The following is a 25,938-nucleotide window of genomic DNA, read 5'->3' on the forward strand; positions in this document are numbered from 1 at the left end:
AGTCACTCGGCGGAGGCGAACCCCGGCAGCCAGGCGTCCAGTTCGTCCCGCAGCCGCACCGTCGCGCCCAGCTGGCACAGCACCCCGATCGTGCTCAGCGTCACCCGGTGGATCAGCAGGTACGAAGGCGGCAGATTGATCTGCCGGCCCAACTGGTGCGCGGGGGAACGAGGATCGGCGATCCGCGCCGCCTGGCCGCGCAGCCACGGCCGGGTGAAGGTGAACTCCTCGGCCTCGGCCGGCTCGATGATCGGCTTGAGGTAGTCCAGCACCGCGTCGGGGTCCAGCTCGATGGACTCCTTCACGAACCCCTCGGCGCGCAGGTGCCCGTAGACCCCCTCGGCGTCACCGTCCAGGGTCATCCGCAGCGACCTGCCGATGGGCTTGGGCCAGCCACCCGGCAGCCGGTCGACCGTGCCGAAGTCCAGCACGCCCAGCCGCATCCGGCCGTCCGCCCCCGGTATGAGCCGGAAGTTGCCCGGGTGCGGGTCCGCGTGCAGCAGACCGGTGCGCGCGGGACCGGAGAAGAGGAACCGGGCCAGCAGCTGTCCGGCGCGGTCGCGCTCCTCCTCGGTGCCGTCGGCTATCACCTCCGACAGCGGGGTCCCCTCCATCCACTCGGTCACCAGCACCTGGTCGCCCTGGTGCACGACATCCGGCACGACCACGTCCGGATCGTCCACGAAGGCGTCCGCGTGGGTCCGCTGGGCCTCGGCCTCCAGCTCGTAGTCGAGCTCCTCGGCGACCCGGTTGCGCAACTCCTTGATCAGCGGCTTGATCTCCATGCCGGGGATCAGCGGCCCCAGCAGCCCCGCGAACCGGCCCAGCTGCTTCAGGTCCGACAGCAGCGCCTCACCGGCCCCCGGGTACTGGACCTTGACCGCGACCTGCCGGCCGTCGTGCCACACCGCCCGGTGCACCTGCCCGATCGAGGCCGCCGCGGCCGGCTTGTCCTCGAACTCCTCGAACAGCTCCCGCCACTCGGCGCCGAGACGGTCCGCCAGCACCTGGTGCACCGTCGCCGCGGGCAGCGGCGGAGCCGCCTCCTGGAGCTTGGTCAGCGCCGCCCGGTAGGGCCCGGCGACCTCCTCGGGCAGCGCCGACTCGAAGACCGACAGGGCCTGCCCGAACTTCATGGCGCCGCCCTTCAGTTCCCCGAGCGTGCGGAACAACTGCTCGGCGGTGCGCTTCTGGAGCTCGCCCGCCACGATCTCCGCGGACTTGCCCCCGATCCGCTTGCCCAGCCCCCAGGTGGCCCGTCCCGCGATGCCGAGCGGCAGCGCGGCCAGCTTGACGGTGCGGGTGACCGCCTTCCGGGGAAGATCAGACATACGCCCCTCCATTTCCCAGACAGCTGGGCCGCGAACAGCGGTTCTCCGCATCCTGTCATGGCCGCCTCGCGGCTCGGAGGAGGGCACCTTCCCCGGGCTCCCGCGGGGTGTCCTTGTGCTCCGCGTGTGCCCCACAGGGACAGTCGGGATGGGGGAGGACCGGGGCGGATTCCCAGTGGAGGGAGGGAAGGGCGGCCTCCCAGCGGGTGGCGGTGGACGCGGGCAGTTCACCGTCGAGGAAGGAGAGCGCGTGGGCCGCGGCCAGGCCGGCGACCGCCGTGGACAGACCCAGGTCGCAGGCGGCACCCGCGCGGCGGCGGTGGGCCGAGCGCCACTGGACCAGCATCCGGGGCCAGGCCGCGTCCCGGTCCACGCGCTCGCGCTCCATGCACCCCGCGCAGGCCGTCACCCCCGGCAGGACCAGCGGCCCCACCAGCCCCGTCCCCTCCAACACCCCCGCGTACAGGTGCGGGATGCCGGTGGCGACCCAGTCGGCCGCGGTGTCCGGATCGGGGGCCCAGGCGTGCAGCCCGTCCCGGGGCGCGACCACCACCAGGGCCAGCCGCGGCTCCGCCCCCTCCTCCTCCCCGGCCCGCGGGGCGCGCCCGGGGGCGGACCCGCGCACCAGCTTCCCCGCGGCCTCCGCCCGCAGCCGGCCCACGCTCCCGGGATCCAGCCCGCCCGGCGCCACGTCCGCAGGCTCCACCCGGCCCCCGTCGAGCACCTCGACCCGCCCCACGCCGGCTCCCGCCAGGACCGCGGCGATCACGGCGCCCACCCGTCCGCTCCCGCGCACCCGGACCCGTATCGCCCGGCGGGCGGCGACACCCCGCAAGTCCCCGCCCGGCTCCCGGTGGACCAGGGAGAGGGAGCCCAGATCGGGTCCCAGCCGCTCCAGCGCCTCCGGATGACCGCGCACGGCCTGGGCCCGCGGGCCGCCCGCCGTGGCGTCGTCGAGCAGACCGGCTCCCGCCAGCCGCCTGACGAGCGCGTCGGCCCGGCCGTCCGGCAGCCCCATGCCCGTGGCCTCGGCCCGCAGCAGTTCTATCCCCCGCGTTCCGTCGATCCGGTCGATGAGCGAGCCCGTCGCCGTGTCCACCGGGCCGAGCACCACCGCATGGGCGGGGGTCACCCCGAACTGCACCGTCTCCCGGTCCCGCCAGGCCCGTGCCAGCGCGGGCTTCACCTTCGGATACATGACCGATCCCCCTCGATTTTCCGTGCGGACGTGAGCCGCCCCATTTCCGGCTCTCCCGCAACACTGCCCGTCCGCCGGAATCCGTGCGCGAATTTGTCCACAGGCGAGAGGTATTAGGCATATGAGATGAAGGGAAATGCAGTTCCCGATATCGGCTCCGCATCGCTCAAGTTCGACCCCCGGCCGGGCGGGACTTCGGCCGCCGCCACCGGGTACCGTCGTGGCGTGTCCGCCGATCCACCGCAGCGCGCCGTCGAAGTCCGCCGGAGCGCGCGCCGCCGCAGGACCGTATCCGCCTATCGCGAGGGTGACCGTACGGTCGTCCTCATCCCTGCCCGGATGTCCGAGGCGGAGGAGAAACGCTGGGTGGGCGTCATGCTCGACAAGCTCGCCGCCCAGGAGAGCAAACGCACCCTCGGGGACGCGGAACTCACCGAGCGCGCCGAGCGTCTGTCCGGGCAGTACTTCGGCGGCCGCGCACGCCCCCGCTCGGTCCGCTGGGTCACCAATCAGAACACCCGCTGGGGCTCCTGCACCCCGGCCGAAGGCAGCATCCGGCTCTCGCACCGCATCCAGGGCATGCCGGAGTACGTCGTCGACTACGTGCTCCTGCACGAGCTGGCCCACCTCCTCGTGCCCGGCCACGGGCCCCGTTTCTGGGAGCTGCTGGAGGCGTACCCGCGCACCGAGCGCGCCCGCGGGTACCTGGAGGGAGTGGTGGCGGCCGAGCGGCTCCCGCAGGTTCCCGCCGCCCGCGACGAATGAGCCGGAAGGCCCTGTACCCACCCGTCATGTCACACAGCGTGATATGTACCGGGTCGGTACCGACTTGGCCGGATGTCGGCAGTTGCCGTTAGCCTGAGCGGCACGTATTCACAGTCGGGATGGGGGACGGTCGTTACGTATGGCCAGGGAATTCCAACGCGGCCACAAGGCCAAGATCAGTGATCTCACGGCGGGCACGGATCTGTACGTAGGCGTCCAGATCGCCGGGCCCGGACTCACCTTCGACATCAGCTGTTTCGGGCTCGACGTCAACGAGCAGCTGTCGGACGACCGCTACTTCGTCTTCTTCAACCAGCCGAAGTCGCCGGAAGAGTCCATTCAGCAACTCGGCGCGCAGTCCGGCGACACCGAATCCTTCCGGGTGACCCTGGACCGCGTTCCGGCGTCCATCCACAAGCTGTCCTTCACCGCCACCCTCGACGGCGCCGGACAGATGTCGCAGATCGGTCCGGGCTACATCCGGATCGTCGCCGGCGGCGAAGAGGTCGTCCGGTACGCCTTCACCGGCTCGGAGTTCACCACCGAGCGGGCCGTGATGCTCGGCGACTTCTACCTCAAGGACGTGTGGCGCTTCGCCGCCGTCGGCCAGGGCTTCGACGGCGGGCTCGACGCGCTGCTGAGGAACTTCGGCGGCGAGGTCGCCGAGGAGGCGCAGCCGGCGCAGCAGGCACCCGCCGCGGCCACCCCCGGGTTCGCCCCGCCGCCGCAGGGGGCCGCCCCGGCCCCGTCCTTCGGCGCCCCGGCGCCCGCCCAGGCACCCGCGCCCGCGCCGTCCTTCGGGGCGCCCGCGCCCGCCGCGGTCCCGCAGCCGCAGTACCAGCAGCCCGCCGCCCCGGCCCCGGTGCACGCCGCACCCACCATGGCCGCGCCGCTCGCCCCGCCGGCCCCCGCCCCGTACGGGCAGCCGCAGCCGCAGCAGCCCTCGTACGGCCAGGTCCCCGGCCAGGTCCCCGGACAGGTTCCCGGCTACCCGGGCCAGGTCCCGCCGCCCGCCCCGGCCCCCGCGCCCTACGGGCAGCAGCCGGGCTACGGCCAGGTCCCGGGCCAGGTCCCCGGGCAGGTCCCGGGCCAGCAGCCCGGCTACGCCCCCCAGGCCGCCGCCCCCGTCGGCGCCGGGCTCGCCGCCGCGCTGCAGCCGTACAAGGAAGCCCCCACGGGCGCCCGCTGGACCCCGCAGAACGCGCAGCTCATGCGCGTCGACCTGGCGATGGGCGGCCAGGCCGTCCTCGCCCGCCAGGGCAGCATGGTCCTGTACCAGGGCAAGGTGGACTTCAGCTACAAGGGCGCGGGCTTCGCCGGCCGCATCGTGGGCAACGCCACCGGCCAGGAGATGCAGCTCATGCGCTGCACCGGCCGCGGCCAGGTCTTCCTCGCCGAGGACGGCTCCCACCTGCACGCCATCGAGCTCCAGGGCGACGGGATCTGCGTCTCCGCCGAGGCCGTCCTCGCCTTCGACGAGTCGCTCCAGCACGAGGTCCGCCGCATCGAGGGCCACGGCATCCCCGGCGGCGCCCTGTTCACCATGCAGTTCCAGGGCACGGGCACGGTCATCGTCAAGACGCACGGCGTCCCGGTGGTCCTGCCCGTCACCCCGACCACCTTCGCGGACAGCAACGCCATCGTGGCGTGGTCCTCCGCCTCGCAGGTGATCCTGTCCAGCCAGGTCCGGCTGCGGCGCAACGCCTACCCCGGCCACAGCGGGGAGACCGTGAACCTCCAGTTCCGCGGCGCTCCCGGCAACTTCATCGTCGTCCAGCCGTACGAGGTCTGAGGGAGCCCGACATGAACGCAATGAACCAGCAGCTCGCGGGCTTCGCCCCGACGCCCGTCACGGCCCGCATGGAGAACCACGGCCGGGCCATGCTCAAGGTCGCCATGCAAAGCGGCCAGGACCTCTTCGCCCGCACCGGCTCGATGGTCGCCTACGAGGGCTTCGTGCAGTACGAGCCCAACCCGCCGGCCGTCCGCCAGATGGCCTCGCAGTGGGTCACCGGCGAGGGCGCACCCCTGATGAAGTGCACCGGCGACGGCCTGCTCTACCTCGCCGACTACGGCGCCGACGTGGTCGTCATCAACCTCCAGAACGACTCGCTCTCCGTCAACGGCACCAACCTGCTCGCCTTCGACGCGCACCTCCAGTGGGGCGTCGAGCGGGTCAAGGGGCTCGCCAAGTTCGCCGGCCAGGGGCTGTTCAACGTGCAGGTCGCGGGTACCGGCTGGGTCGCCCTGACCTCCCGCGGCACCCCGATCGTGGTCGACTGCGGCCGCGGCGAGGACGAGACGTACGTCGACCCGGACGCGCTCGTCGCCTGGTCGCCGAATCTGAAGGTCAAGGGCAAGCGCAGCTTCAAGGCCTCGTCGATGATCGGCCGGGGCAGCGGGGAGGCCTACCAGATGGCCTTCTCCGGCCAGGGCATCGTCGTCGTACAGCCCAGCGAGGACAGCACCGACCGGCTCCGGGTCCGGGGCTGAGGGGGAGCGGACACATCATGCAGAGCTCACTTTTCGCCCACGCCGAGGCCCAGTCCCAGGACCGGTACGCGATCCAGAACCCGCAGCTGCTGCGGGTCTCGCTGACCGGCTCCGACGACGTCCTCGCCCGCAAGGGCGCGATGGTCGCCTACCAGGGCCTCATCGACTTCGACGGCGAGTACCAGAGCACCGGCCAGCGCAATGCCCGCCGCCGCACCGGCGAGGGCCTGGACCTCATGCGCTGCTCCGGGCAGGGCACGGTCTACCTGGCCAACCTGGCCCAGTACGTCCACGTCGTGGACGTGGACCAGGAAGGCCTCACGGTCGACAGCAGCTACGTGCTGGCCCTGGACTCCACCCTGCACACCGAGGTCATCGCGGTGGACAGCCAGTACGGGATCTCCGGTTCCGGCAAGTACCAGCTCAACATCACCGGCCGCGGCAAGGTCGCGCTGATGACCTCCGGGCAGCCGCTGATGATGCACGTCACGCCCGACAAGTACGTCAACGCCGACGCGGACGCCATCGTCGCCTGGTCGACCTCGCTGCGCGTGCAGATGCAGGCCCAGACGCACTCCAGCGGGGTCTGGCGGCGGCGCGGCAACACCGGCGAGGGCTGGGAGCTCAGCTTCCTCGGCACCGGCTTCGCGCTGGTGCAGCCCAGCGAGGTCCTGCCGCCGCAGAACGCCCAGCTCGGCCAGGGCGTCGCCGCCCAGTTCGGTGTGGGCCAGCACGGCTCCCACGCGCAGAACCAGAACAACGCCTGGAACTGATCCGCGGGAACTGATCGAAGGCAGGCGAAAGGGGCGGCCCCGCGAGGGACCGCCCCTTCGTCATACCCGGGTCAGCCGCCGAGCCGCGCCAAGGTCGCCTCCAGCAGCCGTACCACCGAGGTGTCGGCCACCGCCGCCACCTCCTCGTACGGGAACCAGCGCAGGTCCAGCGACTCCTCGCTGATCTCCGCCTCCGCGCCGGCCGGAGCCAGCGCCGCGTACTGGACGTCCAGGTGCCAGTGGCACGGCGCCGGGATCGGATGCCGGTCCAGGCGCACCGGACCGCCGGGCAGCAGGCTCAGCCCGGACGCGATGCCCGACTCCTCGCGGGCCTCGCGCAGCGCCACCGCCTCCAAGGTGTCGTCACCGTCCTCGCAGTGGCCGCCCATCTGCAGCCACATGCCCAGCTTCTTGTGCAGGGTCAGCAGTACGCGCCCCCGCGCCGGGTCGATCACCAGAGCGCTGCCGGTGATGTGCCCCGCCGTGCACGGCTTGTACACCCCGTCCGCATGGGCGGCGAGGTGCTCCAGATAGACGTCGCGCAGCTCGGGCTGGCCCTCGTAGCCCTTCAGGACCAGGACCGCGTCTTCGTGCAGGCTCACTTCTTCTCGTCGCCGTCCTCGTCGTGCCGGTCACGCTGCTCGCGCTGCTCGGCGGCCTCGCCGAGCATCTTGTCGATCTCGGAGAAGTCCAGCTGCTCGCGGTGCACGAAGCCGTCCGGGTCGTCCAGGTCGGAGGCCGTCGGCAGCATGTCCGGGTGCTCCCACAGCCCGTCACGGCCGTCCACACCGCGCGCGTCCGTGAGCGAGGCCCACAGCCGGGAGGCGTCGCGCAGCCGGCGCGGGCGCAGCTCCAGGCCGATCAGCGTCGCGAAGGTCTGCTCCGCCGGGCCGCCCGAGGCGCGCCGCCGGCGCATGGTCTCGCGCATCGCGTCCGCCGAGGTCAGCCGAGGCTTGGCGGCCTCGTGCACCACCGCGTCGACCCAGCCCTCGACCAGCGCGAGAGCCGTCTCCAGGCGGGCCAGGGCAGCCTTCTGCTCGGGGGTGTCCTGCGGCTGGAACATGCCGCCTTGCAGCGCTTCCTGCAGCTGCTCCGGGTTCGACGGGTCGAGCTGGCCGACCACGTCCTCCAGCTTCGACGTGTCGACCTTGATGCCGCGGGCGTAGCCCTCGACCGCGCCGAACAGGTGCGAGCGCAGCCACGGCACGTGCGCGAAGAGCCGGGCGTGCGCGGCCTCGCGCAGGGCCAAGTACAGCCTGACCTCATCCGCCGGGACGCTCAGGTCCTTGCCGAAGGCCTCGATGTTCAGCGGCAGCAGCGCGGCCTTGCCGGCCGGGCCGAGCGGCAGCCCGATGTCCGTCGAGCCCACGACCTCGCCCGCGAGCGTGCCCACGGCCTGGCCGATCTGCTGGCCGAACATGGCACCGCCCATGGAGCGCATCATTCCGAGCAGCGGGCCCGCCATGGCCTGCATCTCCTCGGGCAGGACGCTGCCCATGGCCGCGCCCACGCGCTCGGCGACCGGGTCCACGAGCTCCTTCCACACCGGAAGGGTCGCCTCGACCCACTCGGCGCGGCTCCACGCCACGGAGGTGGTGGCGCCCGACGGCAGCGAGGTCACGCCGTCCAGCCAGTGGTCGGCCAGGCGCACGGCCTCCTCGACGGCCGACTTCTCGGCGATGCCGACGCTCGTGTCCTTCACGCCGTCCGCCGTGCCCTGCGCGACGGTCTGGCGGGCGATGTCCTTGGCCATGTCCCAGTTCACGGGACCGCCCTCGTAGCTCAGCATCTGGCCGAGCTGCTGGAAGGCGGCGCCGAGGTCGTTGGGGTTCACGGAACCGAACATCGCGGCGAACGGGTTGTCCGCGCCGCCGGGACCGCCCGCGCCGCCCGGCAGGCCCATGCCGGGGAACCCGAACGGATTCGGGCCGCCCTGACCGCCCTGACCGCCCTTCTTCTTGCCCTCGTCGCCGTTGTCCGGCTCCTCCGGCGGAAGGCCGAATCCGAATGGGGTGTCGCTCACGGGTTTCCTCGGCTCGTAGGGCCGCCGGCGGGTGCCGACGGGCAATGGTCCGACAACACCACCCAGCGTAGACACCCGGCCCGCATACGGGCTCGGTGCTCCGCCGACTCCTGGGCTGCGGCAGGATGGACATCACCTGGTGGGTACGCGTCACGGCGCGTCCCTACTGAAGACAACCGCTGGAGACGCCCGGTGAGTTCCCCAGATCCGCAGTTTCGCGCGATGAACGACGACGAAGACCGCCCTGACCACGGCGACAGCGCCCAGGGCGTTCGCCAGCCGCGAAACCCGGCCGTGCGAGGCCCCGTGATCGCCGTGACCGGCGCCGCGTCGGGTGTCGGCGCGGCCCTGGTGAGCCGGCTGGCCGCCTCCGACGAGGTCAAGCAGGTCGTCGCCATCGACGAGCGGCGGGGCGACTGCGCGGCCGCGCAGTGGCACATCCTGGACGTACGGGACCCCGCGATCGCCGAGAAGCTGCGCGGCGCGGACGTCGTCGTCCACCTCGCCCTCGACCTGGATCTGGAGACGGACCCGGCGGCCCGTACGGCGTACAACGTGCGCGGGACCCAGACCGTCCTCACGGCGGCCGCCGCGGCCGGTGTGCACCGGGTCGTCCTCTGCACCTCGGCGATGGTCTACGGGGCCCTCCCGGACAACGACATCCCGCTGTCGGAGGACTCCGAGCTGCGGGCCACCGCCGAGGCCACCGGCGTCGGCGACCTGCTGGAGATCGAGCGCCTCGGCCGCCGCGCCCCGCGCGCGCACCCGGGCCTGAACGTCACCGTGATCCGCCCGGCGGTCCTGGTCGGCGGCACCGACACGGCCCTGACCCGGTACTTCGAGTCCCCGCGGCTGCTCGTGGTGGCCGGATCCCGCCCCACGTGGCAGTTCTGCCACGTCGAGGACCTGGTCAGCGCCCTGGAGTACGCGGCCCTGGAGAAGGTCGAGGGCGAGCTGGCCGTGGGCTGCGAGGGGTGGCTGGAGCAGGAGGAGGTCGAGGAGCTGAGCGGCATCCGCCGCATGGAGCTCCCCTCGGCGGTCGCGCTGGGCGCGGCGGCCCGGCTGCACCGGATCGGCCTGACCCCGTCCCCGGCCGGGGACCTCGCGTACACGATGCACCCCTGGGTGGTCAGCGTCAGCGGGCTGCACGCGGCCGGGTGGCGGCCGCGCTGGACCAACGAGGAGGTGCTCGCCGAGCTCCTCCAGGAGGTCTCGGGGCGCCACACGGTCGCGGGCCGCCGGCTGGGCCGCAGGGACGCCGCCACGGCCGCCGGTGCGGCGGGTGCGACGGTCGCGCTGCTGGGCGCGGCCGCCGCGGTCCGCCTGGCGCGCAAGCGGCGCGGGATCTGACCCGCGGGTCACGGACCGGGCCTCCGCCCCGGACCCTCCCCCGGACTCGGTCCGGGGGACCCGCCCGCCTCAAACGCCGGCGAGGCCGGAGTGGATTGGTAGGAGGCTCCCAAGGGCGTGGGTCCGGCACGGGCGAAACTGCTATTTCGCCCCGTCAGCCACTAGGGCACGATGAAGGCATGGCACCGCACTTCGACCACCCCGGCGAGCAGGCCGCTCAGGACCCGATCCGGCTGCTCGAGATCCGTGACACCCCGCTCTCGATCGACGAGGTCTTCCAGGCCGTCGGCGACGACGCGACGGGAGGGACGACGCTCTTCGTCGGCACGGTGCGCAACCACGACAGCGGCGCGGACGTCGACTCGCTCGGCTACTCCTGCCACCCGACGGCCGAGGCCGAGATGCGCCGGGTCGCCGAGCGCGTCGTGGCCAAGTTCCCCGTCCGCGCATTGGCCGCCGTGCACCGCGTGGGCGACCTCGCCGTCGGCGACCTGGCCGTCGTCGTCGCCGTCTCCTGCCCGCACCGCGGCGAGGCCTTCGAGGCCTGCCGGATGCTCATAGACGACCTCAAGCACGAGGTCCCGATCTGGAAGCACCAGACGTTCGCCGACGGCACCGAGGAGTGGGTCGGCGCCTGCTGAGCCCCGGGCGCGGAGCGGCTCCCGCGAGGGGGTAGCCTCGCACCCGTTCGGCCGCGCAACACGCCCTCGATTTGCGTAACCCCCCCACGGGCACGAGCGTTGAAGCCACCAACGAAACGTAGTTCGGGGTAGGGAGGCACGCCCATGGCGTCTTTGGCGTGGTTGCTGATTCCGCTGTCCGCCGCGATAGGTGCGGCGATATGGGGCAGCTGGGCGGCGCGCGACCGCACGCAAGGTGACATATCCGAGCTCGCCGGCTACGCGCGGTTCCGCGAGGCCATGGGCAACACCGATCAGGCCAGGGCGAAGGCAGAGGCCCATTCGGGTTCCGACGCCGTCTGACGGGACCCCGCTGAGAATCCCCTGAGAGTTTCGCGCGCGGACCCCGTACGGACCGGCCCCGAGGGCTGCCCGCCGGGGCCGTCCCGTACTGTCGGATCCATGCCACGCCGCACTGCGACGATGCTCGCTTCCACCCTCGTGCTGTTCGCGCTGCTCTGCGCAGGGCTGTTCATCAAGGTCCCGTACGCGGAGATGAGCCCCGGCCCGACCGTGAACACGCTCGGCGACTCGCACGGTGCGCCCGTCCTCAACATCGCCGGGCGCAAGACGTACCCGACCAGCGGCCACCTCAACATGACGACGGTCCGCGTCACCGGCGCGGACTACGACATGAGCCTGGTGGAAGCGGTGTACGGGTGGCTGTCCGGCGACAACATCGTCGTGCCGCACGAGAACCTCTACCCGGACGGCAAGACGGACGCGGAATCCACCCAGGAGAACGCCGAGGAGTTCAGCCAGTCGCAGCAGAGCGCCAAGGTGGCGGCCCTGAATCAGCTCGGCATCCCCGTCACCGCCCGCGTGATCGTCGCGTCCGTGGTCAAGGACAGCCCCGCCGAGGGCAAGCTGCACGCCGGTGACGTGATCAAGGCGGTGGACGGCGCCCCCGTCACCGCCCCCGAGGACGTGGCGAAGCTCGTCACCAAGCACAAGCCCGGCGAGCCGGTCGAGTTCACCATCGTGCCCGCCGCGGAGGCGGCCGAGGCGGCGAAGGCGAACCACGAGCCCACCGGTTCCTCGAAGGTGACGATCAACGCGGGCAAGGCGGAGGGCGACGGCCACGCCATCGTCGGCATCCGGGCCGGATCCGACCACACCTTCCCGTTCACGATCGACATCAAGCTCGCGGACGTCGGCGGCCCGAGCGCCGGCCTGATGTTCGCCCTCGGCATCGTGGACAAGCTGACGCCGGAGGACCTGACCGGCGGCAAGTTCGTCGCGGGCACCGGCACCATCAACGACGCGGGCAAGGTCGGTCCGATCGGCGGCATCCAGATGAAGACCATCGGTGCCCGCCAGGCCGGCGCCGAGTACTTCCTGACGCCCGCCGAGAACTGCGCCTCCGCCGCCACGAACGTGCCCGACGGCCTGACCCTGGTGAAGGTCTCCACGATCGGCGACGCCACCAAGGCCCTGGAGAAGATCAGCAAGGGGGACACGGCCGGGCTGACGCAGTGCAGCGCCAAGCCCTGACCGGCCCCTCCCCCTGCGGTCCTACGAGAAGGTCGCGGCCAGGGCCTCCGCCAGCCCGGGCACCAGGCCCCCGCCGGTGAGCACCTCGGTCGAGGAGTCCTTCTCGCGCAGCCGTACGGCCGACTCGCGCGAGCCGTCGCGCAGCACGGCCACGGTGAGGCGGACCTCCTGCCGCTCCGGGTGACCGGCGACCCACTTCGACAGCTGCTTGTCGTTCAGCCCCTCCGGTACGGAGGCCTCCGCGGACGGCGGCAGCATCAGCCGCTCCACCGTCAGCGCACAGCCGACGACGGCGTCGGGCCAGGCGATGGTGCCCAGGAACTTGTCGAGGGGGGTCCCCTTCGGGACCTCGTCCTGCTCGATCGGGGTGAGGGAGGCCTTGCCGGCGTCGTCCTGGTCGAGGCCGAGCTGGCTCGCGAGCCGAGGCTCCTGCTTCTTGAGCCGGGCGGTGTCGACGAGGGCGAACAGCCGGGCCGGCTGGTCCCAGCCGAGGCCGGCCGCGTACTCGTCGATCTCGAGGCAGGCACGGGTCAGCGGCGAGGCCGCCATGGGGGTGCCGGGGGAAGGCGAAACGTTGGACATGGGCAACATCCTGCCTCCTTTCCACCGGATACCGGGAACTGACCGAAGCCTCAGTAAGTTGCATGAGTGGGCTCTACGATCGGGGGCCCGTTCATTACCAGACCCAGCGACTTTCGAGGTGCGCACCTTGGCTTTCCAGATGCCGGACCGCGGCGGAGGCCCGTCCGGGCCACGGATGAGAGTCGGCCGCCCCTCCCGGCGGGCCCGCACTCTCCTCATGACCTTGGGCGTGCTGGCCGTCCTGGCCATGCTCTTCATCATGTTCGCGGGCTTCTGGACGGACTGGCTCTGGTTCCGCTCCGTGAAGTACTCCACCGTCTTCACCACCACGCTGTGGACCAAGATCGGGCTCTTCGCCGTCTTCGGTCTGCTGATGACCGGTGTCGTCGGATTCAACATCTGGCTGGCCCACCGGCTGCGGCCGCCGCTCAGCGCGATGTCGATGGAGCAGCAGAGCCTCGACCGTTACCGGATGAGCATCGCCCCTTACAAGAAGTGGCTGCTGCTGGGCATCGCGGTGCTCGTCGGCCTGATCGCGGGCGCCTCGGCGGCCGGCCAGTGGAAGACCTGGCTCATGTACGTGAACGGCGTGACCTTCGGCACGAAGGACCCGCAGTTCCACATGGACGTGTCCTTCTACACCTTCGACCTGCCCTGGTACCGCTTCCTGCTCGGCTTCGGCTTCGCCGCGGTCGTGCTGTCGGTGATCGCCGCGGCCGTCGTGCACTACCTGTACGGCGGACTGCGGGTGACCAGCCCGGGCGCCCGGGCCACCGCCGCCGCGACCGGGCACCTGTCGGTGCTGCTCGGCCTCTTCGTCACGCTCAAGGCCATCGCGTACTGGCTCGACCGGTACGGCCTCGCCGTCAAGTCCAGCGACTTCAAGGCCGCCGACAACTGGACGGGCCTGCGGTACGTCGACGCCAACGCCTATCTCCCGGCGAAGACGATCCTCGTCGCCATCGCCGCGATCTGCGCCGTGCTGTTCTTCGCGACGCTGTGGCGCCGCACCTGGCAGCTGCCCGTGATCGGCTTCGGCCTGATGGTGCTCTCGGCGATCCTGATCGGCGGGCTGTACCCGGCGATCGTGCAGAAGTTCCAGGTCCAGCCGAACGAGCAGGCCAAGGAATCCCCGTACGTCCAGAAGAACATCAAGGCCACGCGCGACGCCTACGGGATCGCGGGCTCCGAGGTCACGGACTACCCGGGCTCCCCGCAGACGGCGGACCGGAGCAAGCTGCGGCCGCAGGCCGACACCACGGCCAGCATCCGGATCCTGGACCCGAACATCGTCTCGCCGGCGTTCCAGCAGCTCCAGCAGGTCAAGGGCTACTACGCCTTCCCGTCCACGCTCGCCGTGGACCGGTACAGCGGCCAGGACACGGTCATCGGGCTGCGCGAGCTGAACATCGGCGGCATCCCGAAGAACAACTGGATCAACGACCACTTCAAGTACACGCACGGGTACGGCGTGGTCGCGGCCAAGGGCACCACCGTCGGTGACCAGGGGGCCCCGGACTTCACCCAGTCCGACCTGCCCTCCAAGGGGATGTTCGGCACGGACTTCGAGCAGCGCATCTACTACGGCGAGCAGACGAAGCAGTACTCGATCGTCGGCGGGCCGCAGAAGGAGCTCGACTACTCGGACGACAAGGGCGAGAAGGAGACGAGCTACAAGGGCGACTCCGGCGTCAGCCTGGACAACCCGGTCAACCGGGCCGCCTACGCGCTCTCCTTCAGCGAGCCGCAGATCCTCTACTCGGGCGCCATCGGCGAGGGCTCGCGGATCCTCTACAACCGCACGCCCAAGCAGCGCGTCGAGGCCGTCGCCCCGTGGCTGACCATCGACGGCGCGCCCTACCCGGCCGTGATCGACGGCCGGATCAAGTGGATCGTCGACGCGTACACGACCACCAACGGCTACCCGTACGCCTCGCGCACCACCCTGGGCCAGAGCACCGCCGACTCGCTGACCAACAGCCAGCGCGCGGTGGTGGCCCAGGAGAACCAGGTCAACTACATCCGCAACTCGGTGAAGGCCACCGTCGACGCGTACGACGGCTCGGTCAACCTGTACCAGTGGGACACCGAGGACCCGGTCTTGAAGACCTGGATGAAGGCGTTCCCCGGCACGGTGAAGCCCAAGAGCGACATCGCCAAGCCGCTCATGGACCACCTCCGCTACCCGCAGGACCTCTTCAAGGTCCAGCGCGAGCTGCTGACCCGGTACCACGTCACGGACCCGCAGACCTTCCTCAGCGGCAGTGAGGCCTGGGCGGTCCCGGACGACCCGACGACCAAGGCCGGCACGGCGGTCCCGCCGTACTACCTGTCGATGAAGATGCCGGGCCAGAAGGAGAAGGACCAGGTCTTCTCGCTCACCACGACGTTCACGCCGAACGAGCGGCCCAACCTGAGTGCCTTCATGGCGGTCAACGCCGATCCGGGCACTCCGGACTACGGCAAGATCAGAATCCTGAAGATGCCGACCAGCAAGCCGCCGGACGGCCCCGGTCAGGTGCAGAGCAAGTTCCAGTCCGAGCCGAAGATCGCCGAGTCGATCCGCCTGCTGCGCGGTGGTGACTCGGAGATCGAGTACGGCAACCTGCTCGCGGTGCCGCTCGACGGCGGAATGCTCTACGTGGAGCCGGTGTACGTCCGCAGCTCCGGGCTGAAGTACCCGCTGCTGCGCAAGGTACTGGTGACCTACGGCGGCCAGACGGCCTTCGAGGACACGCTGGAGAAGGCGCTGAACGTGGTCTTCGGGGCCGAGGCCCCGACCACGCCGGTGCCCCCGGCCCAGCCGCCGGGCGAGGGCACCGTCACGCCCCCGGTGAACCAGGACCCGACGGTCAAGGCGGCCCTCGCCGACGCGCAGAAGGCCGTCGAGGACGCCGAGAAGGCCCGTCAGGCCGGTGACTGGGCGGCCTTCGGCAAGGCTCAGGACGAGATCAAGGCGGCGCTGAAGCGGGCGATCGACGCGGAGGCGAAGCCGGCGGCGCCCAGTCCGGGCGGCTGATGATCAGTGGGTAATGGCTCCGTCCCGCGTCGTGATACTGTGGTTTCACCGACGCGGGGTGGAGCAGCTCGGTAGCTCGCTGGGCTCATAACCCAGAGGTCGCAGGTTCAAATCCTGTCCCCGCTACTGAAGATGAAGGCCCGGATCCATGGGATCCGGGCCTTCGTCATGCCCGGGGCGGACACGCGTTAGCTGGGGCGGGTGAGTTGGGGTAGGAGCGTGTTTGACTTACCTCACTGTGGGCATGTCGACAAAACGCTGTAGTGACCTCACTGGCTGCGACATACCAGGTGTACGCGGGTAGCAGGTGATGCGACGATGGGATTTATGGGGGACAGGTCAACTCTGCTGGAGACAGGGCGGTTTGTGAGGGCGGAGACCGAATCGGGCGCAGAGACCCAGGGGGCGGTTCCGGTAGCCGACGCGCAGACCGCGCCGACCGATGCGGACTTCTTGGACAAGCACAGCGCGCAGGAGCTGTTCGCCGAGACCGACGCGGCGAGCGACGCCGAGCTGGAGGCCCGGCACCGGGTGGCCGCCGACAAGGGCGACCCCGGTGCCATGAGCGTGCTCGGCGCGCTGCTGCTGCGCCGTGGTGACCTCGACGGGGCCGAGCCGTACCTGCGGGGCGCCACCGGCGAAGGGGACCGGGCCGCCGCGAACAACCTCGGTGTCCTGCTGCACCAGCGCGGCTACCCCGAAGACGCCGCCGGCTGGTGGCGGGTCGCCGCCGTCGCCGGATCCGCGCCGGCCGCGCACGCCCTGGGCCGTCACTTCCGCGAGCGCGGGGACGAGCCCGCGGCCGAGTACTGGATGAGGCAGGCGGCGGAATCCGGCCACGCGCTGGGCGCGTACGGACTGGCCGACCTGCTGGAGCACCGCGGGGACAAGGGCGTCGAGCGGTGGTTCCGCGCCGCCGCCGAACAGGGGCACCGCGAAGCCGCGTACCGGCTGGCGAGGCACCTGCGCAAGGGCGACCCCACCGAGGCCGAGCAGTGGTACCGGCAGGCCGCCGCGCGCGGGCACCGGCGCGCGGCCCTGCACCTGGGCGCGCTGCTGGAGGCGCGCGGGGAGCTCAAGGAGGCCGGGCGCTGGTACCTGACCTCCGCCAAGCAGGGGGAGGCCCGCGCCGCGTGCGCGCTCGGCTTCCTGCTGCGCGACGCCGGGGACGAGGAGAGCGCGGCCACCTGGTGGCACCGGGCCGCCCAGGACGGCGACGGCAACGCCGCGAACGCGCTGGGCGCCCTGCACGCCGCGCGCGGGGAGACCCAGACCGCGGAGCGCTGGTACCGGACCGCCATGGACGCGGGCGACCAGAACGGGGCGTACAACCTCGCCCTGCTGTGCGCCGCGCAGGACCGCACCGCGCAGGCCGAGCAGTGGTACCGGCGGGCGGCCTACGCGGGGCACCGCGAGGCGGCCAACGCGCTGGCCATCATGCTGCTGCAGGTCGGGGACGCGGCGGGCGCGGAGCCGTGGTTCTCGAAGGCGGCCGAGGCGGGCAGCGTCGACGCCGCGTTCAACCTCGGCATCCTCTTCGCCAGCCGCGACGAGGACCGTACGGCGCTGAAGTGGTACGAGCGGGCCGCCTCGGCCGGGCACACGGACGCGGCGCTCCAGGTCGGCATCGCGCTGGTCCGCGACGGGGAGGAGCGCGCCGCCGAGCGGCACCTGCGGTGCGCGGCGGGCGGCGGCAGCGCGGAGGCCGCCTTCCGGCTGGCCGCGCTGCTGGAGTCGCTGGCCCCGCCGCCGGAGCCGGTCGCGCTGGGCGAGCCGGTGGGCGGCGCCCCCAAGACGGAGAGCGAGGAGTGGTACGAGCGGGCCGCCGAGCTGGGGCACCGCCGCGCCCAGGTGCGGGTCGGCATGCTGGCCGCCGCCCGCGGCGACTTGGCCGTCGCCGCGCGCTGGTACCGGGAGGCGGCCGAGGCCGGGTCCCGCAACGGGGCGTTCAACCTGGGGCTGCTGCTCGCCCGCGAGGGCAGCGAGCCGGAGGCCGCGCTGTGGTGGACGCGGGCCGCGGTGGCGGGCCACGGCCGTGCGGCGCTGCGGCTGGGGCTGCTGGCGGCCCGGCACGGGGACCTCGCGGAGGGGCAGAAGTGGTGCGTTCGCGCCATGGAGCTGGGGCCGGCGGAGGTCTCGGAGCGGGCGGCGCGGCTGCGCGACGCGCTCGCGGAGGAGCTGTCCGCCTGAGCGCGCTCGCACGCCGGCGAGGCCGGAAGTTAAGCGATTTGCATCTGTTGGAAGGCTTCACGTACAGTCGTGTTTACCGACGCGGGGTGGAGCAGCTCGGTAGCTCGCTGGGCTCATAACCCAGAGGTCGCAGGTTCAAATCCTGTCCCCGCTACTGAAGGCTCAGGGCCCGGATCCAATGGATCCGGGCCCTGAGTCGTTTCCGGTCGTGAACCGGAAGGCAGAAGAGCCCGGACCCCCGTGGGGTCCGGGCTCTTCTCGTGTTTCCGGGTCAGGCCCCTGCGCAGTTCGGGCAGACCCCGCGGTAGGTGACCTCGACCGCGGACACGACGAAGCCGAAGCGCTCCGTGTCCGGCAGGTCGGCCAGCGGGTTGCCCGCCGGGTGGACGTCGCGGATCGCGCCGCACTGGGCGCAGACCAGGTGCTGGTGGGGCTTGTGGGCGTTCGGGTCGTACCGCTTGGCGCGCCGGTCCGTGGAGACCTCCAGGACCTCGCCCAGGGTGACGAGCTCGCCCAGGGTGTTGTAGACGGTCGCCCGGGAGATCTCGGGCAATTTGGCCACAGCGCGCGCGTGGACCTCGTCGGCCGTCAGGTGCACGTGGTCACCGTCGAGCACCTCGGCCACGACACGCCGCTGCGCCGTCATGCGCCAGCCGCGTCCGCGGAGTCGTTCCAGCAGGTCACTCATAGACATCAGCCTAACAGTGAGGGGATTCGGTGTAACTCCCGAACCGGTGCGGACTTGGATGCTTACTTGACTTAGACAAAGTCCATTGTAGGATCGAGTACGGCAAACGCCAAGGACAGGACACGCAGGAATGACGCAGGAGGCGCACGTGACGCAGGGACCGCTCACCACGGAGGCCGGGGCTCCGGTCGCCGACAACCAGAACAGCGAGACCGCCGGCGTCGGAGGTCCCGTCCTGGTCCAGGACCAGCTGCTGCTGGAGAAGCTCGCGCACTTCAACCGCGAGCGCATCCCGGAGCGCGTGGTGCACGCCCGCGGCGCCGGCGCCTACGGCACCTTCACGCTGACCCGCGACGTCTCCCAGTGGACCCGTGCCAAGTTCCTCTCCGAGGTCGGCAAGGAGACCGAGACCTTCCTGCGCTTCTCCACCGTCGCGGGCAACCTCGGCAGCGCCGACGCGGTGCGCGACCCCCGCGGCTGGGCGCTGAAGTTCTACACCGAAGAGGGCAACTACGACCTCGTCGGCAACAACACCCCGGTGTTCTTCATCAAGGACGCCATCAAGTTCCCCGACTTCATCCACACCCAGAAGCGCGACCCGTACACGGGCTCTCAGGAGGCGGACAACGTCTGGGACTTCTGGGGTCTGTCGCCCGAGTCGACCCACCAGGTGACCTGGCTGTTCGGTGACCGCGGCATCCCGGCGTCCTACCGCCACATGAACGGTTACGGCTCGCACACGTTCCAGTGGAACAACGAGGCCGGCGAGGTCTTCTGGGTCAAGTACCACTTCAAGACCGACCAGGGCATCAAGAACCTCACCCAGGCCGAGGCCAACCAGCTCGCCGGTGAGGACCCCGACTCGCACCAGCGCGACCTGCGCGAGTCCATCGAGCGCGGTGACTTCCCGAGCTGGACCGTCCAGGTCCAGATCATGCCCGCGGCCGAGGCGGCGACCTACCGCTTCAACCCGTTCGACCTCACCAAGGTGTGGCCGCACGAGGACTACCCGCCGATCGAGATCGGCAAGCTGGAGCTCAACCGCAACCCGGAGAACGTCTTCGCCGAGGTCGAGCAGTCGATCTTCTCCCCGGCGCACTTCGTCCCCGGTATCGGTCCCTCCCCGGACAAGATGCTCCAGGGCCGCCTCTTCGGCTACGGCGACGCCCACCGCTACCGCGTCGGCATCAACGCCGACCACCTGCCGGTGAACCGTCCGCACGCCACCGAGGCGCGCACCAACTCCCGTGACGGCTACCTGTACGACGGCCGCCACAAGGGTGCGAAGAACTACGAGCCCAACAGCTTCGGCGGCCCGCACCAGACCGACCGCCCGCTGTGGCAGCCCATCGACGTGACGGGCGGCACGGGCAACCACGCCGCCGCCGTGCACGGCGAGGACACCGACTTCGTCCAGGCCGGCAACCTCTACCGCCTCTACTCGGAGGACGAGAAGGCCCGCCTGATCGAGAACCTGTCCGGCTTCATCGCCAAGGTCTCGCGCGACGACATCGTCGAGCGCGCGATCGACAACTTCCGCCAGGCGGACGGCGACTTCGGCAAGCGGCTGGAGGCCGCGGTCCAGGCCCTCCGCGCCTGATCCCGGATCGCTTGTCGTAGCAGGACGCCGGGCCGCGGCCCTCCTCGGAGGACCGCGGCCCGGCGTCGTTCGCGCAGAAGTGCCTACGCGGAGACCGTGCGCCGCGCCGGTACCCAGCAGCGTATGACGTCCCGTACGGACACGATGCCCACCGGGCCGCCGTTCTCCAGCACGATCAGGTGCCGGAACCCGCCGTGCGCCATCGCTTCGGCAGCCTCCTGCACGGTGGCGTCCGGAGTGCAGAAGACGACGTTGTTGGTGGTGTGCGCACCCACGGACTCCCGGTCGGGATCGTGGCCCGCGCCGATCGAGTTGAGGATGTCGCGCTCGGTCAGGATGCCGATTCCGCTGTGCTCGGGGTCGAGGACGACGGCCGCGCCGACGCGCCGGCCGGACATCAGGCAGGCCGCCTGCCGGAGGGTGTGCGCGGGTCCGAGGGTGAGGATCACGGTGCTCATTGCGTCACGGACGAGCATGAAGAGAGCCACCTCCTGGGGTGAGCCCCCCGCTTGGGCGGGTGTGCCCGTGAAGCCGCCTTAGAGAAAGGCTTCACAAGCGCACAAGCGTGGGGAGTATCAGATTCCCACGGACCCGGGGGGCCGACAAGAAGGCGCGCAACGGAGCACGGGCAGCGCGCGCCGGCCTCAGGCGCGCGGGTGCAGCAGGCCGAGCATGTCCTCGTGCAGCAGCCCGTTCGAGGCCGCCGCGTTCCCGCCGTGCACGCCGTCCACCCCGTCGAGGCTGGTGAAGCGGCCGCCCGCCTCCTGGACCACGACCGCGATGGCCGCCATGTCCCAGAGGTTCAACTCGGGCTCGGCGCACAGGTCCAGCGACCCCTCCGCGACCATCATGTACGGCCAGAAGTCGCCGTAGCCGCGGGTACGCCAGCACGCGCGGGTCAGGTCCAGGAACCCGGCGAGCCGGCCCTGCTCCTCCCACCCGCTCAGCGAGGAGTACGCGAACGAGGCGTCAGCCAGCCCGGCCACCTGCGACACGCCGATCGCGCCGGTCTCGCCGAGCGCGCCACCCGCGTACGCCCCCTGCCCCTCGGCCGCCCACCAGCGGCGGCCCAGCGCCGGCGCGGAGACCACACCGACCACCGGCCGGAAGACGCCGTCGGCGCCCTCGGCCATCAGCGAGATCAGCGTCGCCCATACGGGCACCCCGCGCACGTAGTTCTTCGTACCGTCGATCGGGTCCACGACCCAGCGGCGCGGGCCGCTGCCCTGCAGGCCGTACTCCTCGCCCAGGATCGCGTCGCCGGGCCGCGCGGCCGCGATGCCGGCCCGGATGATCTCCTCGGCGGCCTGGTCGGCCTCGCTCACCGGGGTCATGTCCGGCTTCGTCTCGACCTTCAGGTCGAGGGCGCGGAACCGCTCCATCGTGGCGGCGTCCGCCGCGTCGGCGAGTTCGAGGGCAAGGCGCAGGTCATCGTCATACTCGGGCATGTCCGAACAGTATCGAGACTCCCGGACCCGGGCGAACGACGTCCACAGTGCGGCCCCGACGCGCCCTTGACAGGATCTGTCGGCCCGTCAAATCTTGCCGGAGAGCCGATCGGGGAGGCGCGGATGCCGGCAGCCCGGGAGTCCTTACTGGAAGCGGCGGGAGCGGCCCTCTCGGCACGCCCCTGGCCGGCCGTGCGGATGGTCGACGTGGCCGCCGCCGCCGGGGTGTCCCGGCAGACCCTCTACAACGAGTTCGGCGGCAAGGCGGGCCTGGGCAGCGCCCTGGTCCGGCGCGAGGCCGACCGCTACCTCGACGGCGTGGACCGGGCCCTGTCCGCCCCGGCCCAGGCCGCCGACCGGCTCGCCGCCCTCGCCGAGTGGACCGTACGGGCGGCCCGCGCCCAGCCCCTCGTACGGGCCCTGCTCACCGGCGGCTGGGACGCGGGCCTGCCGGCCGCGGGCCGCCGGACGCCCGGGCCCGGTGAGCTGGCCCGGGCCGTCCGCGACCGGGCGGCCGCCGCGCTCACCCCGGGGGAGGGGCCGCAGCGGTGCGAGCTCGCCGTGCGCCTCGCCCTCTCCTACGTGATCGCCCCGGGGGAGGAACCGGGGACGGCCGAGCTGCTCGGGCTGCTCCGGCAGCTCAGTGCGCCGACCCGGACAGCTGGAGCCCGATGACCCCCAGGATGACCAGCGAGATCGAGACGAGCTTGAGGGTGGAGACCAGGTCGCCGAGGAAGACCATGCCGTAGATCGCGGTCCCGGCCGCGCCGATGCCCGTCCACACCGCGTACGCCGGTCCCACGTCCAGCTTCTTGAGGGCCAGCGTCAGCAGACCGAAGCTGCCGAGCGCGAAGCACGCGAAGGCGACGGTCGGCCACAGCCGGGTGAATCCGTGGGAGAGCTTGAGGCAGACCGCGAAACCGGTCTCCAGGAGTCCCGCGACCACGACCAGCAGCCACGCCATGTCGAATGCCTCCCCGCGTCACATGACATCACGTCACTTGGTGGGATTATGCATTTATCCAGACAGGGCCCCCGACAAACACGGCACGCCCCGCCGGACGGTCAGTCGCCCTCGCGGCGCTCCCGCGTCTCCAGCAGCCGCCGCAGCGAATACAGCCGCGCCGGGTCCGCGTGCCCGTCCTCCACCCACTTGTCGAGCGCGCAGTCCGGCTCGTCGTGGCTGCACGCGCGCGGGCACCCCTCCGTACCCGGCACCAGCTCCGGGAAGGCCAGGATCACCCGGGACGGATCCACGTGGTGCAGGCCGAAGGAGCGCACACCCGGGGTGTCGATGACCCAGCCGTCACCCGAGGGCAGCGGCAGCGCCAGCGCCGAGGTGGTGGTGTGCCGGCCGCGCCCGGTCACCGCGTTGACCACTCCGGTGGCGCGCTGGCGGCCCTCGGCGACCAGCGAGTTCACCAGCGTGGTCTTGCCGACGCCCGAGTGGCCGACGAAGGCGGTGATCCGGCCGGCCAGCCGCTCGCGCACCCGGTCCGCGGCATCGCCCGTCGCGAGCTCCTCGCGGTTGGTGACCACGTAGTTCAGGCCGAAGGTCGAGTAGATCTCCAGGATCTTGTCCGCGGAGGTCAGATCGGACTTGGTGAGCACCAGCAGCGGCTCCAGCCCGGCGTCGTACGCCGCGACCAGACAGCGGTCGATCATCCGGGGCCGCGGCTCCGGGTCGGCGAGGGCCGTGACGATGGCCAGCTGGTCGGCATTGGCGACGACCACCCGCTCGTACGGGTCGTCGTCGTCGGCGGTGCGCCGCAGGACGGACTTGCGCTCCTCGATCCGCACGATGCGGGCCAGAGTGTCCTTCTTGCCGGACAGGTCACCGACGATCCAGACCCGGTCCCCGACCACCGCGGCCTTGCGGCCGAGCTCGCGCGCCTTCATCGCGTGCACGGAGCGGCCCTCGACCAGGCAGGTCAGCCGACCTCGGTCGACGGTCAGGACGAAGCCCTCGGCCGCGTCCTCGTGCTTGGGCCGGATGCTCGTCCGCGGCCGGTTGCCCTTGGGGTTGGGGCGCTGGCGGATGTCGTCCTCGTCGGTGTGCTTGCCGTACCTGCGCATGACGGGCCCTACGCTCCCGCACCCGCTCCGGGCGTCCCGGAACCACCGGCGTCCCCGGCGAGCATGTCCGTCCACATCTTCGGGAAGTCCGGCAGGGTCTTCGCGGTCGTCGCCACGTTCTCGATCTGTACGCCCTCCACCGCCAGGCCGATCACCGCGCCCGCGGTGGCCATCCGGTGGTCGTCGTACGTGTGGAACACGCCGCCGTGCATCCGGCGCGGCCGGATGCGCAGGCCGTCGGCGGTCTCGGTGACGTCGCCGCCGAGCGCGTTGATCTCCTTGGTCAGCGCCGCCAGCCGGTCCGTCTCGTGCAGCCGCAGGTGCGCGACCCCGCGCAGCACGGACTCGGAGTCGGCCAGGGCCGCCACCGCCGCGATGCCCGGGGTGAGCTCGCCGACCTCGCTCAGGTCCACGTCGATGCCGTGGATCTTGCCGGTGCCGGTGAAGACCAGGCCCGCGTCGGTCAGCTCGCAGGAGCCGCCCATCTCCGTGAAGATCCGGCGCAGCGCGTCACCGGGCTGGGTGGTGCGGCGCGGCCAGTCCGGGACGGTGACCGTACCGCCCGTGATCAGGGCCGCGGCCAGGAAGGGCTGGGCGTTGGACAGGTCCGGCTCCACGACCATGTCGCGGCCGAGCAGCGCGCCGGGGGAGACCCGCCACACGTTCTTCTCGCCGCCGGCCTCGGGGGTGTCGACCTGGGCGCCCGCCGCGCGCAGCATCTCCACGGTCATCCGGATGTGCGGCATCGACGGCAGGGTGGCGCCCACGTGCCGGACCTCGACGCCCTGGTTGAAGCGCGGGGCGGAGAGCAGCAGCGCGGAGACGAACTGCGAGGAGTTGCTGGCGTCGATCTCGACCGTGCCGCCCTCCAGCGCCCCGCCGCCCTGGACGGTCATGGGCAGCGCGCCCCGGCCGTCGTCGTCGATCCGGGCGCCGAGCGTGCGCAGGGCGCTGATGACCTGGCCGAGCGGGCGCTCGTAGGAGCGCGGGTCGCCGTCGAAGCGGATGTCCCCGTCGGCGAGGGTGGCGACGGGCGGCAGGAAGCGCATGACGGTGCCGGCGTTGCCGACGTCCACGGTCGTCGGGCCGTGCAGGGCCGCCGGGATGATCCGCCAGGCCTCGCCGCCCACCGCGCCGTTGGCGGCACTCGCGGAGCTGGAGGAGACCGTCTCCTCGATGCCGACGCCCAGCGCGCGCAGGGCGTCGGACATCAGCTGGGAGTCGCGCGAGCGCAGCGGGCGGCGCACCCAGCCGGGTTCGGCGGCGAGCGCGGCGAGCACGAGGGCGCGGTTGGTGACCGATTTGGACCCCGGCACCGTGACGGTGGCGTGGACGGTCCCATCGGCGAGCGGAGCGGGCCAGAGGGCAGGGAGCGCGGGGGTCTCGGTCATGGCCCCCACTTTAATGGCTTCCTCCGGCCCCAGATCTTGATCGCCGTCCGGTCTCAGGGGGTGGTCACAGGGCGAGCAGCCAGCGGCCGCCGCCGACCAGCGAGCACAGCGCGACGACGTGGAAGAACAGCAGCCACACCACCGGATGCAAGTGGGTGAGCCGGCCCAGCTGATCGGCATCGGAATCCGGGGCTCCGCCGTTCCTGCGCTTGGCCCCCAGCTCGAAGACCGGCCGCACCCCGCCGAGCAGCAGGAACCACACCACCAGGTAGGCGAAGCCGGCCTGCACCTCGGCCGGCGTCAGCCAGGACACCAGCAGGAAGGCCCCGCCGGTCAGCACCACGGTCAGCGCCCCGTACGCGTTGCGGATCATCACCAGCATCACCACCAGCAGGGCGGTGGCCGCCCACAGCAGCAGCGTGATCCGGTGCGCGGACAGCAGCGCCGCCCCGCCGAGCCCGAGCAGCGAGGGCGCCGTGTACCCGCCGGCGGCGGTCAGGATCATCCCGAGCCCGGTGGGCTTGCCCCGGCTGACGGTGACCCCGCTCGTGTCGGAGTGCAGCCGTATCCCGCTCAGGCGCCGCCCGGTCAGCAGCGCCAGCAGACCGTGCCCGCCCTCGTGCGCGATGGTGATGGCGTTGCGGGAGAGCCGCCACAGCGGGCGGGGACCGACGGCGGCGAGCGCGACCAGGCCGGTCACGATCACCAGCCACCGGTCGGGCGGGGTCTGTATGCCCGTGAGCCGGTCCCACAGGCCGGCCGTCGTGCTGCTGTCCATGAGGTGGCGGACTCCTTGTGTCGGTGTCGTGGGGGTACCTCCCAGCGGTAGCCGGGGGA

At 71.7% G+C, this 25,938-nt stretch carries 24 protein-coding genes and 2 tRNA genes; 14 read left to right on the forward strand and 12 right to left on the reverse strand.

Annotation, left to right across the window (positions count from 1 at the left end; translation table 11 throughout):
- Positions 1-2: 2 nt before the first annotated feature.
- Both ACZ4VT_RS05700 and ACZ4VT_RS05705 read right to left on the reverse strand, forming a co-directional pair.
- The gene (locus ACZ4VT_RS05700; RefSeq protein ID WP_467946940.1) at positions 3-1,331 is read right to left on the reverse strand and encodes an ABC1 kinase family protein; all 1,329 of its coding nucleotides are present in this window, start codon (positions 1,329-1,331) and stop codon (positions 3-5) included.
- A gap of 55 nt (positions 1,332-1,386) precedes the next feature.
- The gene (locus tag ACZ4VT_RS05705) at positions 1,387-2,529 is read right to left on the reverse strand and encodes a TOMM precursor leader peptide-binding protein (protein WP_467946942.1); all 1,143 of its coding nucleotides are present in this window, start codon (positions 2,527-2,529) and stop codon (positions 1,387-1,389) included.
- A 126-nt stretch (positions 2,530-2,655) separates the two neighbouring features.
- On the opposite strand from ACZ4VT_RS05705, the gene ACZ4VT_RS05710 reads away from it, so the two are divergent.
- From ACZ4VT_RS05710 to ACZ4VT_RS05725, 4 genes are all read left to right on the forward strand, one after another.
- Entirely contained in the window at positions 2,656-3,294 is a 639-nt protein-coding gene (locus ACZ4VT_RS05710) for a M48 metallopeptidase family protein (RefSeq protein ID WP_467946944.1), read from the forward strand.
- A 139-nt stretch (positions 3,295-3,433) separates the two neighbouring features.
- The gene (locus tag ACZ4VT_RS05715) at positions 3,434-5,086 is read left to right on the forward strand and encodes a TerD family protein (RefSeq protein ID WP_467946946.1); all 1,653 of its coding nucleotides are present in this window, start codon (positions 3,434-3,436) and stop codon (positions 5,084-5,086) included.
- Between the two features lie 20 nt (positions 5,087-5,106).
- Entirely contained in the window at positions 5,107-5,787 is a 681-nt protein-coding gene (locus ACZ4VT_RS05720) for an AIM24 family protein (protein WP_362797613.1), read from the forward strand.
- A 17-nt stretch (positions 5,788-5,804) separates the two neighbouring features.
- Positions 5,805-6,560 (forward strand): AIM24 family protein, encoded by a 756-nt coding sequence (locus ACZ4VT_RS05725; RefSeq protein WP_467946948.1) that lies wholly within the window; start codon positions 5,805-5,807, stop codon positions 6,558-6,560.
- A 71-nt stretch (positions 6,561-6,631) separates the two neighbouring features.
- Here the strand turns inward: ACZ4VT_RS05725 and ACZ4VT_RS05730 are convergent, their stop codons facing one another.
- Complete coding sequence (locus ACZ4VT_RS05730) at positions 6,632-7,162, reverse strand: NUDIX hydrolase (RefSeq protein WP_467946950.1); 531 nt, start codon at positions 7,160-7,162, stop codon at positions 6,632-6,634.
- Positions 7,159-8,583 carry a zinc-dependent metalloprotease gene (locus ACZ4VT_RS05735; RefSeq protein WP_467946952.1) on the reverse strand — a complete coding sequence of 475 codons (1,425 nt, stop codon included), beginning with the start codon at positions 8,581-8,583 and terminating at the stop codon, positions 7,159-7,161. The genes ACZ4VT_RS05730 and ACZ4VT_RS05735 overlap by 4 nt, the downstream gene beginning before the upstream one ends.
- Before the next feature lie 192 nt (positions 8,584-8,775).
- Here ACZ4VT_RS05735 and ACZ4VT_RS05740 point away from each other — a divergent pair, with 192 nt between their 5' ends.
- From ACZ4VT_RS05740 to ACZ4VT_RS05755, 4 genes are all read left to right on the forward strand, one after another.
- Positions 8,776-9,933: an SDR family oxidoreductase gene (locus ACZ4VT_RS05740; protein ID WP_467946954.1), complete on the forward strand. Its 1,158-nt coding sequence runs from the start codon at positions 8,776-8,778 to the stop codon at positions 9,931-9,933.
- A 179-nt stretch (positions 9,934-10,112) separates the two neighbouring features.
- Positions 10,113-10,574 (forward strand): molybdenum cofactor biosynthesis protein MoaE, encoded by a 462-nt coding sequence (locus ACZ4VT_RS05745; protein ID WP_351295219.1) that lies wholly within the window; start codon positions 10,113-10,115, stop codon positions 10,572-10,574.
- 144 nt (positions 10,575-10,718) lie between these two features.
- On the forward strand, positions 10,719-10,916 hold the full coding sequence (locus ACZ4VT_RS05750; RefSeq protein ID WP_467946956.1) for a hypothetical protein: 198 nt from the start codon (positions 10,719-10,721) through the stop codon (positions 10,914-10,916).
- A 99-nt stretch (positions 10,917-11,015) separates the two neighbouring features.
- On the forward strand, positions 11,016-12,107 hold the full coding sequence (locus ACZ4VT_RS05755) for a YlbL family protein (protein ID WP_467946958.1): 1,092 nt from the start codon (positions 11,016-11,018) through the stop codon (positions 12,105-12,107).
- A gap of 21 nt (positions 12,108-12,128) precedes the next feature.
- On the opposite strand, the gene ACZ4VT_RS05760 is transcribed toward ACZ4VT_RS05755, so the two are convergent.
- Positions 12,129-12,698 carry a PPA1309 family protein gene (locus ACZ4VT_RS05760; protein WP_362797249.1) on the reverse strand — a complete coding sequence of 190 codons (570 nt, stop codon included), beginning with the start codon at positions 12,696-12,698 and terminating at the stop codon, positions 12,129-12,131.
- Between the two features lie 130 nt (positions 12,699-12,828).
- Here ACZ4VT_RS05760 and ACZ4VT_RS05765 point away from each other — a divergent pair, with 130 nt between their 5' ends.
- From ACZ4VT_RS05765 to ACZ4VT_RS05780, 4 genes are all read left to right on the forward strand, one after another.
- Positions 12,829-15,708, forward strand: a complete 2,880-nt coding sequence (locus ACZ4VT_RS05765; RefSeq protein ID WP_467947188.1) for a UPF0182 family membrane protein — start codon at positions 12,829-12,831, stop codon at positions 15,706-15,708.
- Between the two features lie 52 nt (positions 15,709-15,760).
- A tRNA-Met gene (locus ACZ4VT_RS05770) sits at positions 15,761-15,834 on the forward strand.
- A 201-nt stretch (positions 15,835-16,035) separates the two neighbouring features.
- Positions 16,036-17,898, forward strand: a complete 1,863-nt coding sequence (locus tag ACZ4VT_RS05775; RefSeq protein ID WP_467946961.1) for a tetratricopeptide repeat protein — start codon at positions 16,036-16,038, stop codon at positions 17,896-17,898.
- A gap of 80 nt (positions 17,899-17,978) precedes the next feature.
- A tRNA-Met gene (locus ACZ4VT_RS05780) sits at positions 17,979-18,052 on the forward strand.
- A 117-nt stretch (positions 18,053-18,169) separates the two neighbouring features.
- Here the strand turns inward: ACZ4VT_RS05780 and ACZ4VT_RS05785 are convergent.
- Positions 18,170-18,586 (reverse strand): Fur family transcriptional regulator, encoded by a 417-nt coding sequence (locus ACZ4VT_RS05785; protein ID WP_467946963.1) that lies wholly within the window; start codon positions 18,584-18,586, stop codon positions 18,170-18,172.
- Positions 18,587-18,716: 130 nt separating this feature from the next.
- Here ACZ4VT_RS05785 and ACZ4VT_RS05790 point away from each other — a divergent pair, with 130 nt between their 5' ends.
- A complete protein-coding gene (locus ACZ4VT_RS05790) occupies positions 18,717-20,186 on the forward strand; it encodes a catalase (protein ID WP_467946965.1) in 1,470 nt (489 codons plus the stop codon).
- A gap of 83 nt (positions 20,187-20,269) precedes the next feature.
- On the opposite strand, the gene ACZ4VT_RS05795 is transcribed toward ACZ4VT_RS05790, so the two are convergent.
- Both ACZ4VT_RS05795 and hisN read right to left on the reverse strand, forming a co-directional pair.
- Positions 20,270-20,662, reverse strand: a complete 393-nt coding sequence (locus ACZ4VT_RS05795; protein WP_319723017.1) for a CBS domain-containing protein — start codon at positions 20,660-20,662, stop codon at positions 20,270-20,272.
- 168 nt (positions 20,663-20,830) lie between these two features.
- On the reverse strand, positions 20,831-21,634 hold the full coding sequence (gene hisN / locus ACZ4VT_RS05800) for a histidinol-phosphatase (protein ID WP_467946967.1): 804 nt from the start codon (positions 21,632-21,634) through the stop codon (positions 20,831-20,833).
- Between the two features lie 123 nt (positions 21,635-21,757).
- Here hisN and ACZ4VT_RS05805 point away from each other — a divergent pair, with 123 nt between their 5' ends.
- The gene (locus tag ACZ4VT_RS05805) at positions 21,758-22,309 is read left to right on the forward strand and encodes a TetR/AcrR family transcriptional regulator (protein ID WP_467946969.1); all 552 of its coding nucleotides are present in this window, start codon (positions 21,758-21,760) and stop codon (positions 22,307-22,309) included.
- Here ACZ4VT_RS05805 and ACZ4VT_RS05810 read toward each other — a convergent pair.
- The 4 genes from ACZ4VT_RS05810 to ACZ4VT_RS05825 form a co-directional block, all read right to left on the reverse strand.
- Positions 22,275-22,598, reverse strand: coding sequence for a DMT family transporter (locus ACZ4VT_RS05810; RefSeq protein ID WP_030011402.1), 324 nt, complete (start codon positions 22,596-22,598; stop codon positions 22,275-22,277). The two genes, ACZ4VT_RS05805 and ACZ4VT_RS05810, sit on opposite strands and share 35 nt — an antisense overlap.
- Positions 22,599-22,699: 101 nt before the next feature.
- Positions 22,700-23,710, reverse strand: a complete 1,011-nt coding sequence (rsgA, locus tag ACZ4VT_RS05815; RefSeq protein WP_467946971.1) for a ribosome small subunit-dependent GTPase A — start codon at positions 23,708-23,710, stop codon at positions 22,700-22,702.
- Positions 23,711-23,718: 8 nt separating this feature from the next.
- Positions 23,719-25,101 (reverse strand): 3-phosphoshikimate 1-carboxyvinyltransferase, encoded by a 1,383-nt coding sequence (gene aroA / locus ACZ4VT_RS05820; protein ID WP_467946973.1) that lies wholly within the window; start codon positions 25,099-25,101, stop codon positions 23,719-23,721.
- Positions 25,102-25,165: 64 nt separating this feature from the next.
- Positions 25,166-25,879 carry a M50 family metallopeptidase gene (locus ACZ4VT_RS05825; RefSeq protein WP_467946975.1) on the reverse strand — a complete coding sequence of 238 codons (714 nt, stop codon included), beginning with the start codon at positions 25,877-25,879 and terminating at the stop codon, positions 25,166-25,168.
- Positions 25,880-25,938: the final 59 nt, after the last annotated feature.

This window comes from Streptomyces sp. NPDC029164, from assembly GCF_055563995.1.

Coding starts and splice junctions, on each gene's coding strand:
- ACZ4VT_RS05805 (WP_467946969.1), top strand. CDS start 21,758: ATGCCGGCAGCCCGGGAGTCCTTACTGGAAGCGGCGGGAGCGGCCCTC.
- aroA (WP_467946973.1), bottom strand. CDS start 25,101: ATGACCGAGACCCCCGCGCTCCCTGCCCTCTGGCCCGCTCCGCTCGCC.
- ACZ4VT_RS05825 (WP_467946975.1), bottom strand. CDS start 25,879: ATGGACAGCAGCACGACGGCCGGCCTGTGGGACCGGCTCACGGGCATA.
- ACZ4VT_RS05760 (WP_362797249.1), bottom strand. CDS start 12,698: ATGTTGCCCATGTCCAACGTTTCGCCTTCCCCCGGCACCCCCATGGCG.
- ACZ4VT_RS05725 (WP_467946948.1), top strand. CDS start 5,805: ATGCAGAGCTCACTTTTCGCCCACGCCGAGGCCCAGTCCCAGGACCGG.
- ACZ4VT_RS05775 (WP_467946961.1), top strand. CDS start 16,036: ATGGGGGACAGGTCAACTCTGCTGGAGACAGGGCGGTTTGTGAGGGCG.
- ACZ4VT_RS05795 (WP_319723017.1), bottom strand. CDS start 20,662: ATGCTCGTCCGTGACGCAATGAGCACCGTGATCCTCACCCTCGGACCC.
- ACZ4VT_RS05700 (WP_467946940.1), bottom strand. CDS start 1,331: ATGTCTGATCTTCCCCGGAAGGCGGTCACCCGCACCGTCAAGCTGGCC.
- ACZ4VT_RS05705 (WP_467946942.1), bottom strand. CDS start 2,529: ATGTATCCGAAGGTGAAGCCCGCGCTGGCACGGGCCTGGCGGGACCGG.
- rsgA (WP_467946971.1), bottom strand. CDS start 23,710: ATGCGCAGGTACGGCAAGCACACCGACGAGGACGACATCCGCCAGCGC.
- ACZ4VT_RS05715 (WP_467946946.1), top strand. CDS start 3,434: ATGGCCAGGGAATTCCAACGCGGCCACAAGGCCAAGATCAGTGATCTC.
- ACZ4VT_RS05750 (WP_467946956.1), top strand. CDS start 10,719: ATGGCGTCTTTGGCGTGGTTGCTGATTCCGCTGTCCGCCGCGATAGGT.
- ACZ4VT_RS05810 (WP_030011402.1), bottom strand. CDS start 22,598: ATGGCGTGGCTGCTGGTCGTGGTCGCGGGACTCCTGGAGACCGGTTTC.
- ACZ4VT_RS05765 (WP_467947188.1), top strand. CDS start 12,829: ATGCCGGACCGCGGCGGAGGCCCGTCCGGGCCACGGATGAGAGTCGGC.
- ACZ4VT_RS05720 (WP_362797613.1), top strand. CDS start 5,107: ATGAACCAGCAGCTCGCGGGCTTCGCCCCGACGCCCGTCACGGCCCGC.
- ACZ4VT_RS05785 (WP_467946963.1), bottom strand. CDS start 18,586: ATGAGTGACCTGCTGGAACGACTCCGCGGACGCGGCTGGCGCATGACG.
- ACZ4VT_RS05710 (WP_467946944.1), top strand. CDS start 2,656: ATGAAGGGAAATGCAGTTCCCGATATCGGCTCCGCATCGCTCAAGTTC.
- ACZ4VT_RS05790 (WP_467946965.1), top strand. CDS start 18,717: ATGACGCAGGAGGCGCACGTGACGCAGGGACCGCTCACCACGGAGGCC.
- ACZ4VT_RS05755 (WP_467946958.1), top strand. CDS start 11,016: ATGCCACGCCGCACTGCGACGATGCTCGCTTCCACCCTCGTGCTGTTC.
- hisN (WP_467946967.1), bottom strand. CDS start 21,634: ATGCCCGAGTATGACGATGACCTGCGCCTTGCCCTCGAACTCGCCGAC.
- ACZ4VT_RS05745 (WP_351295219.1), top strand. CDS start 10,113: ATGGCACCGCACTTCGACCACCCCGGCGAGCAGGCCGCTCAGGACCCG.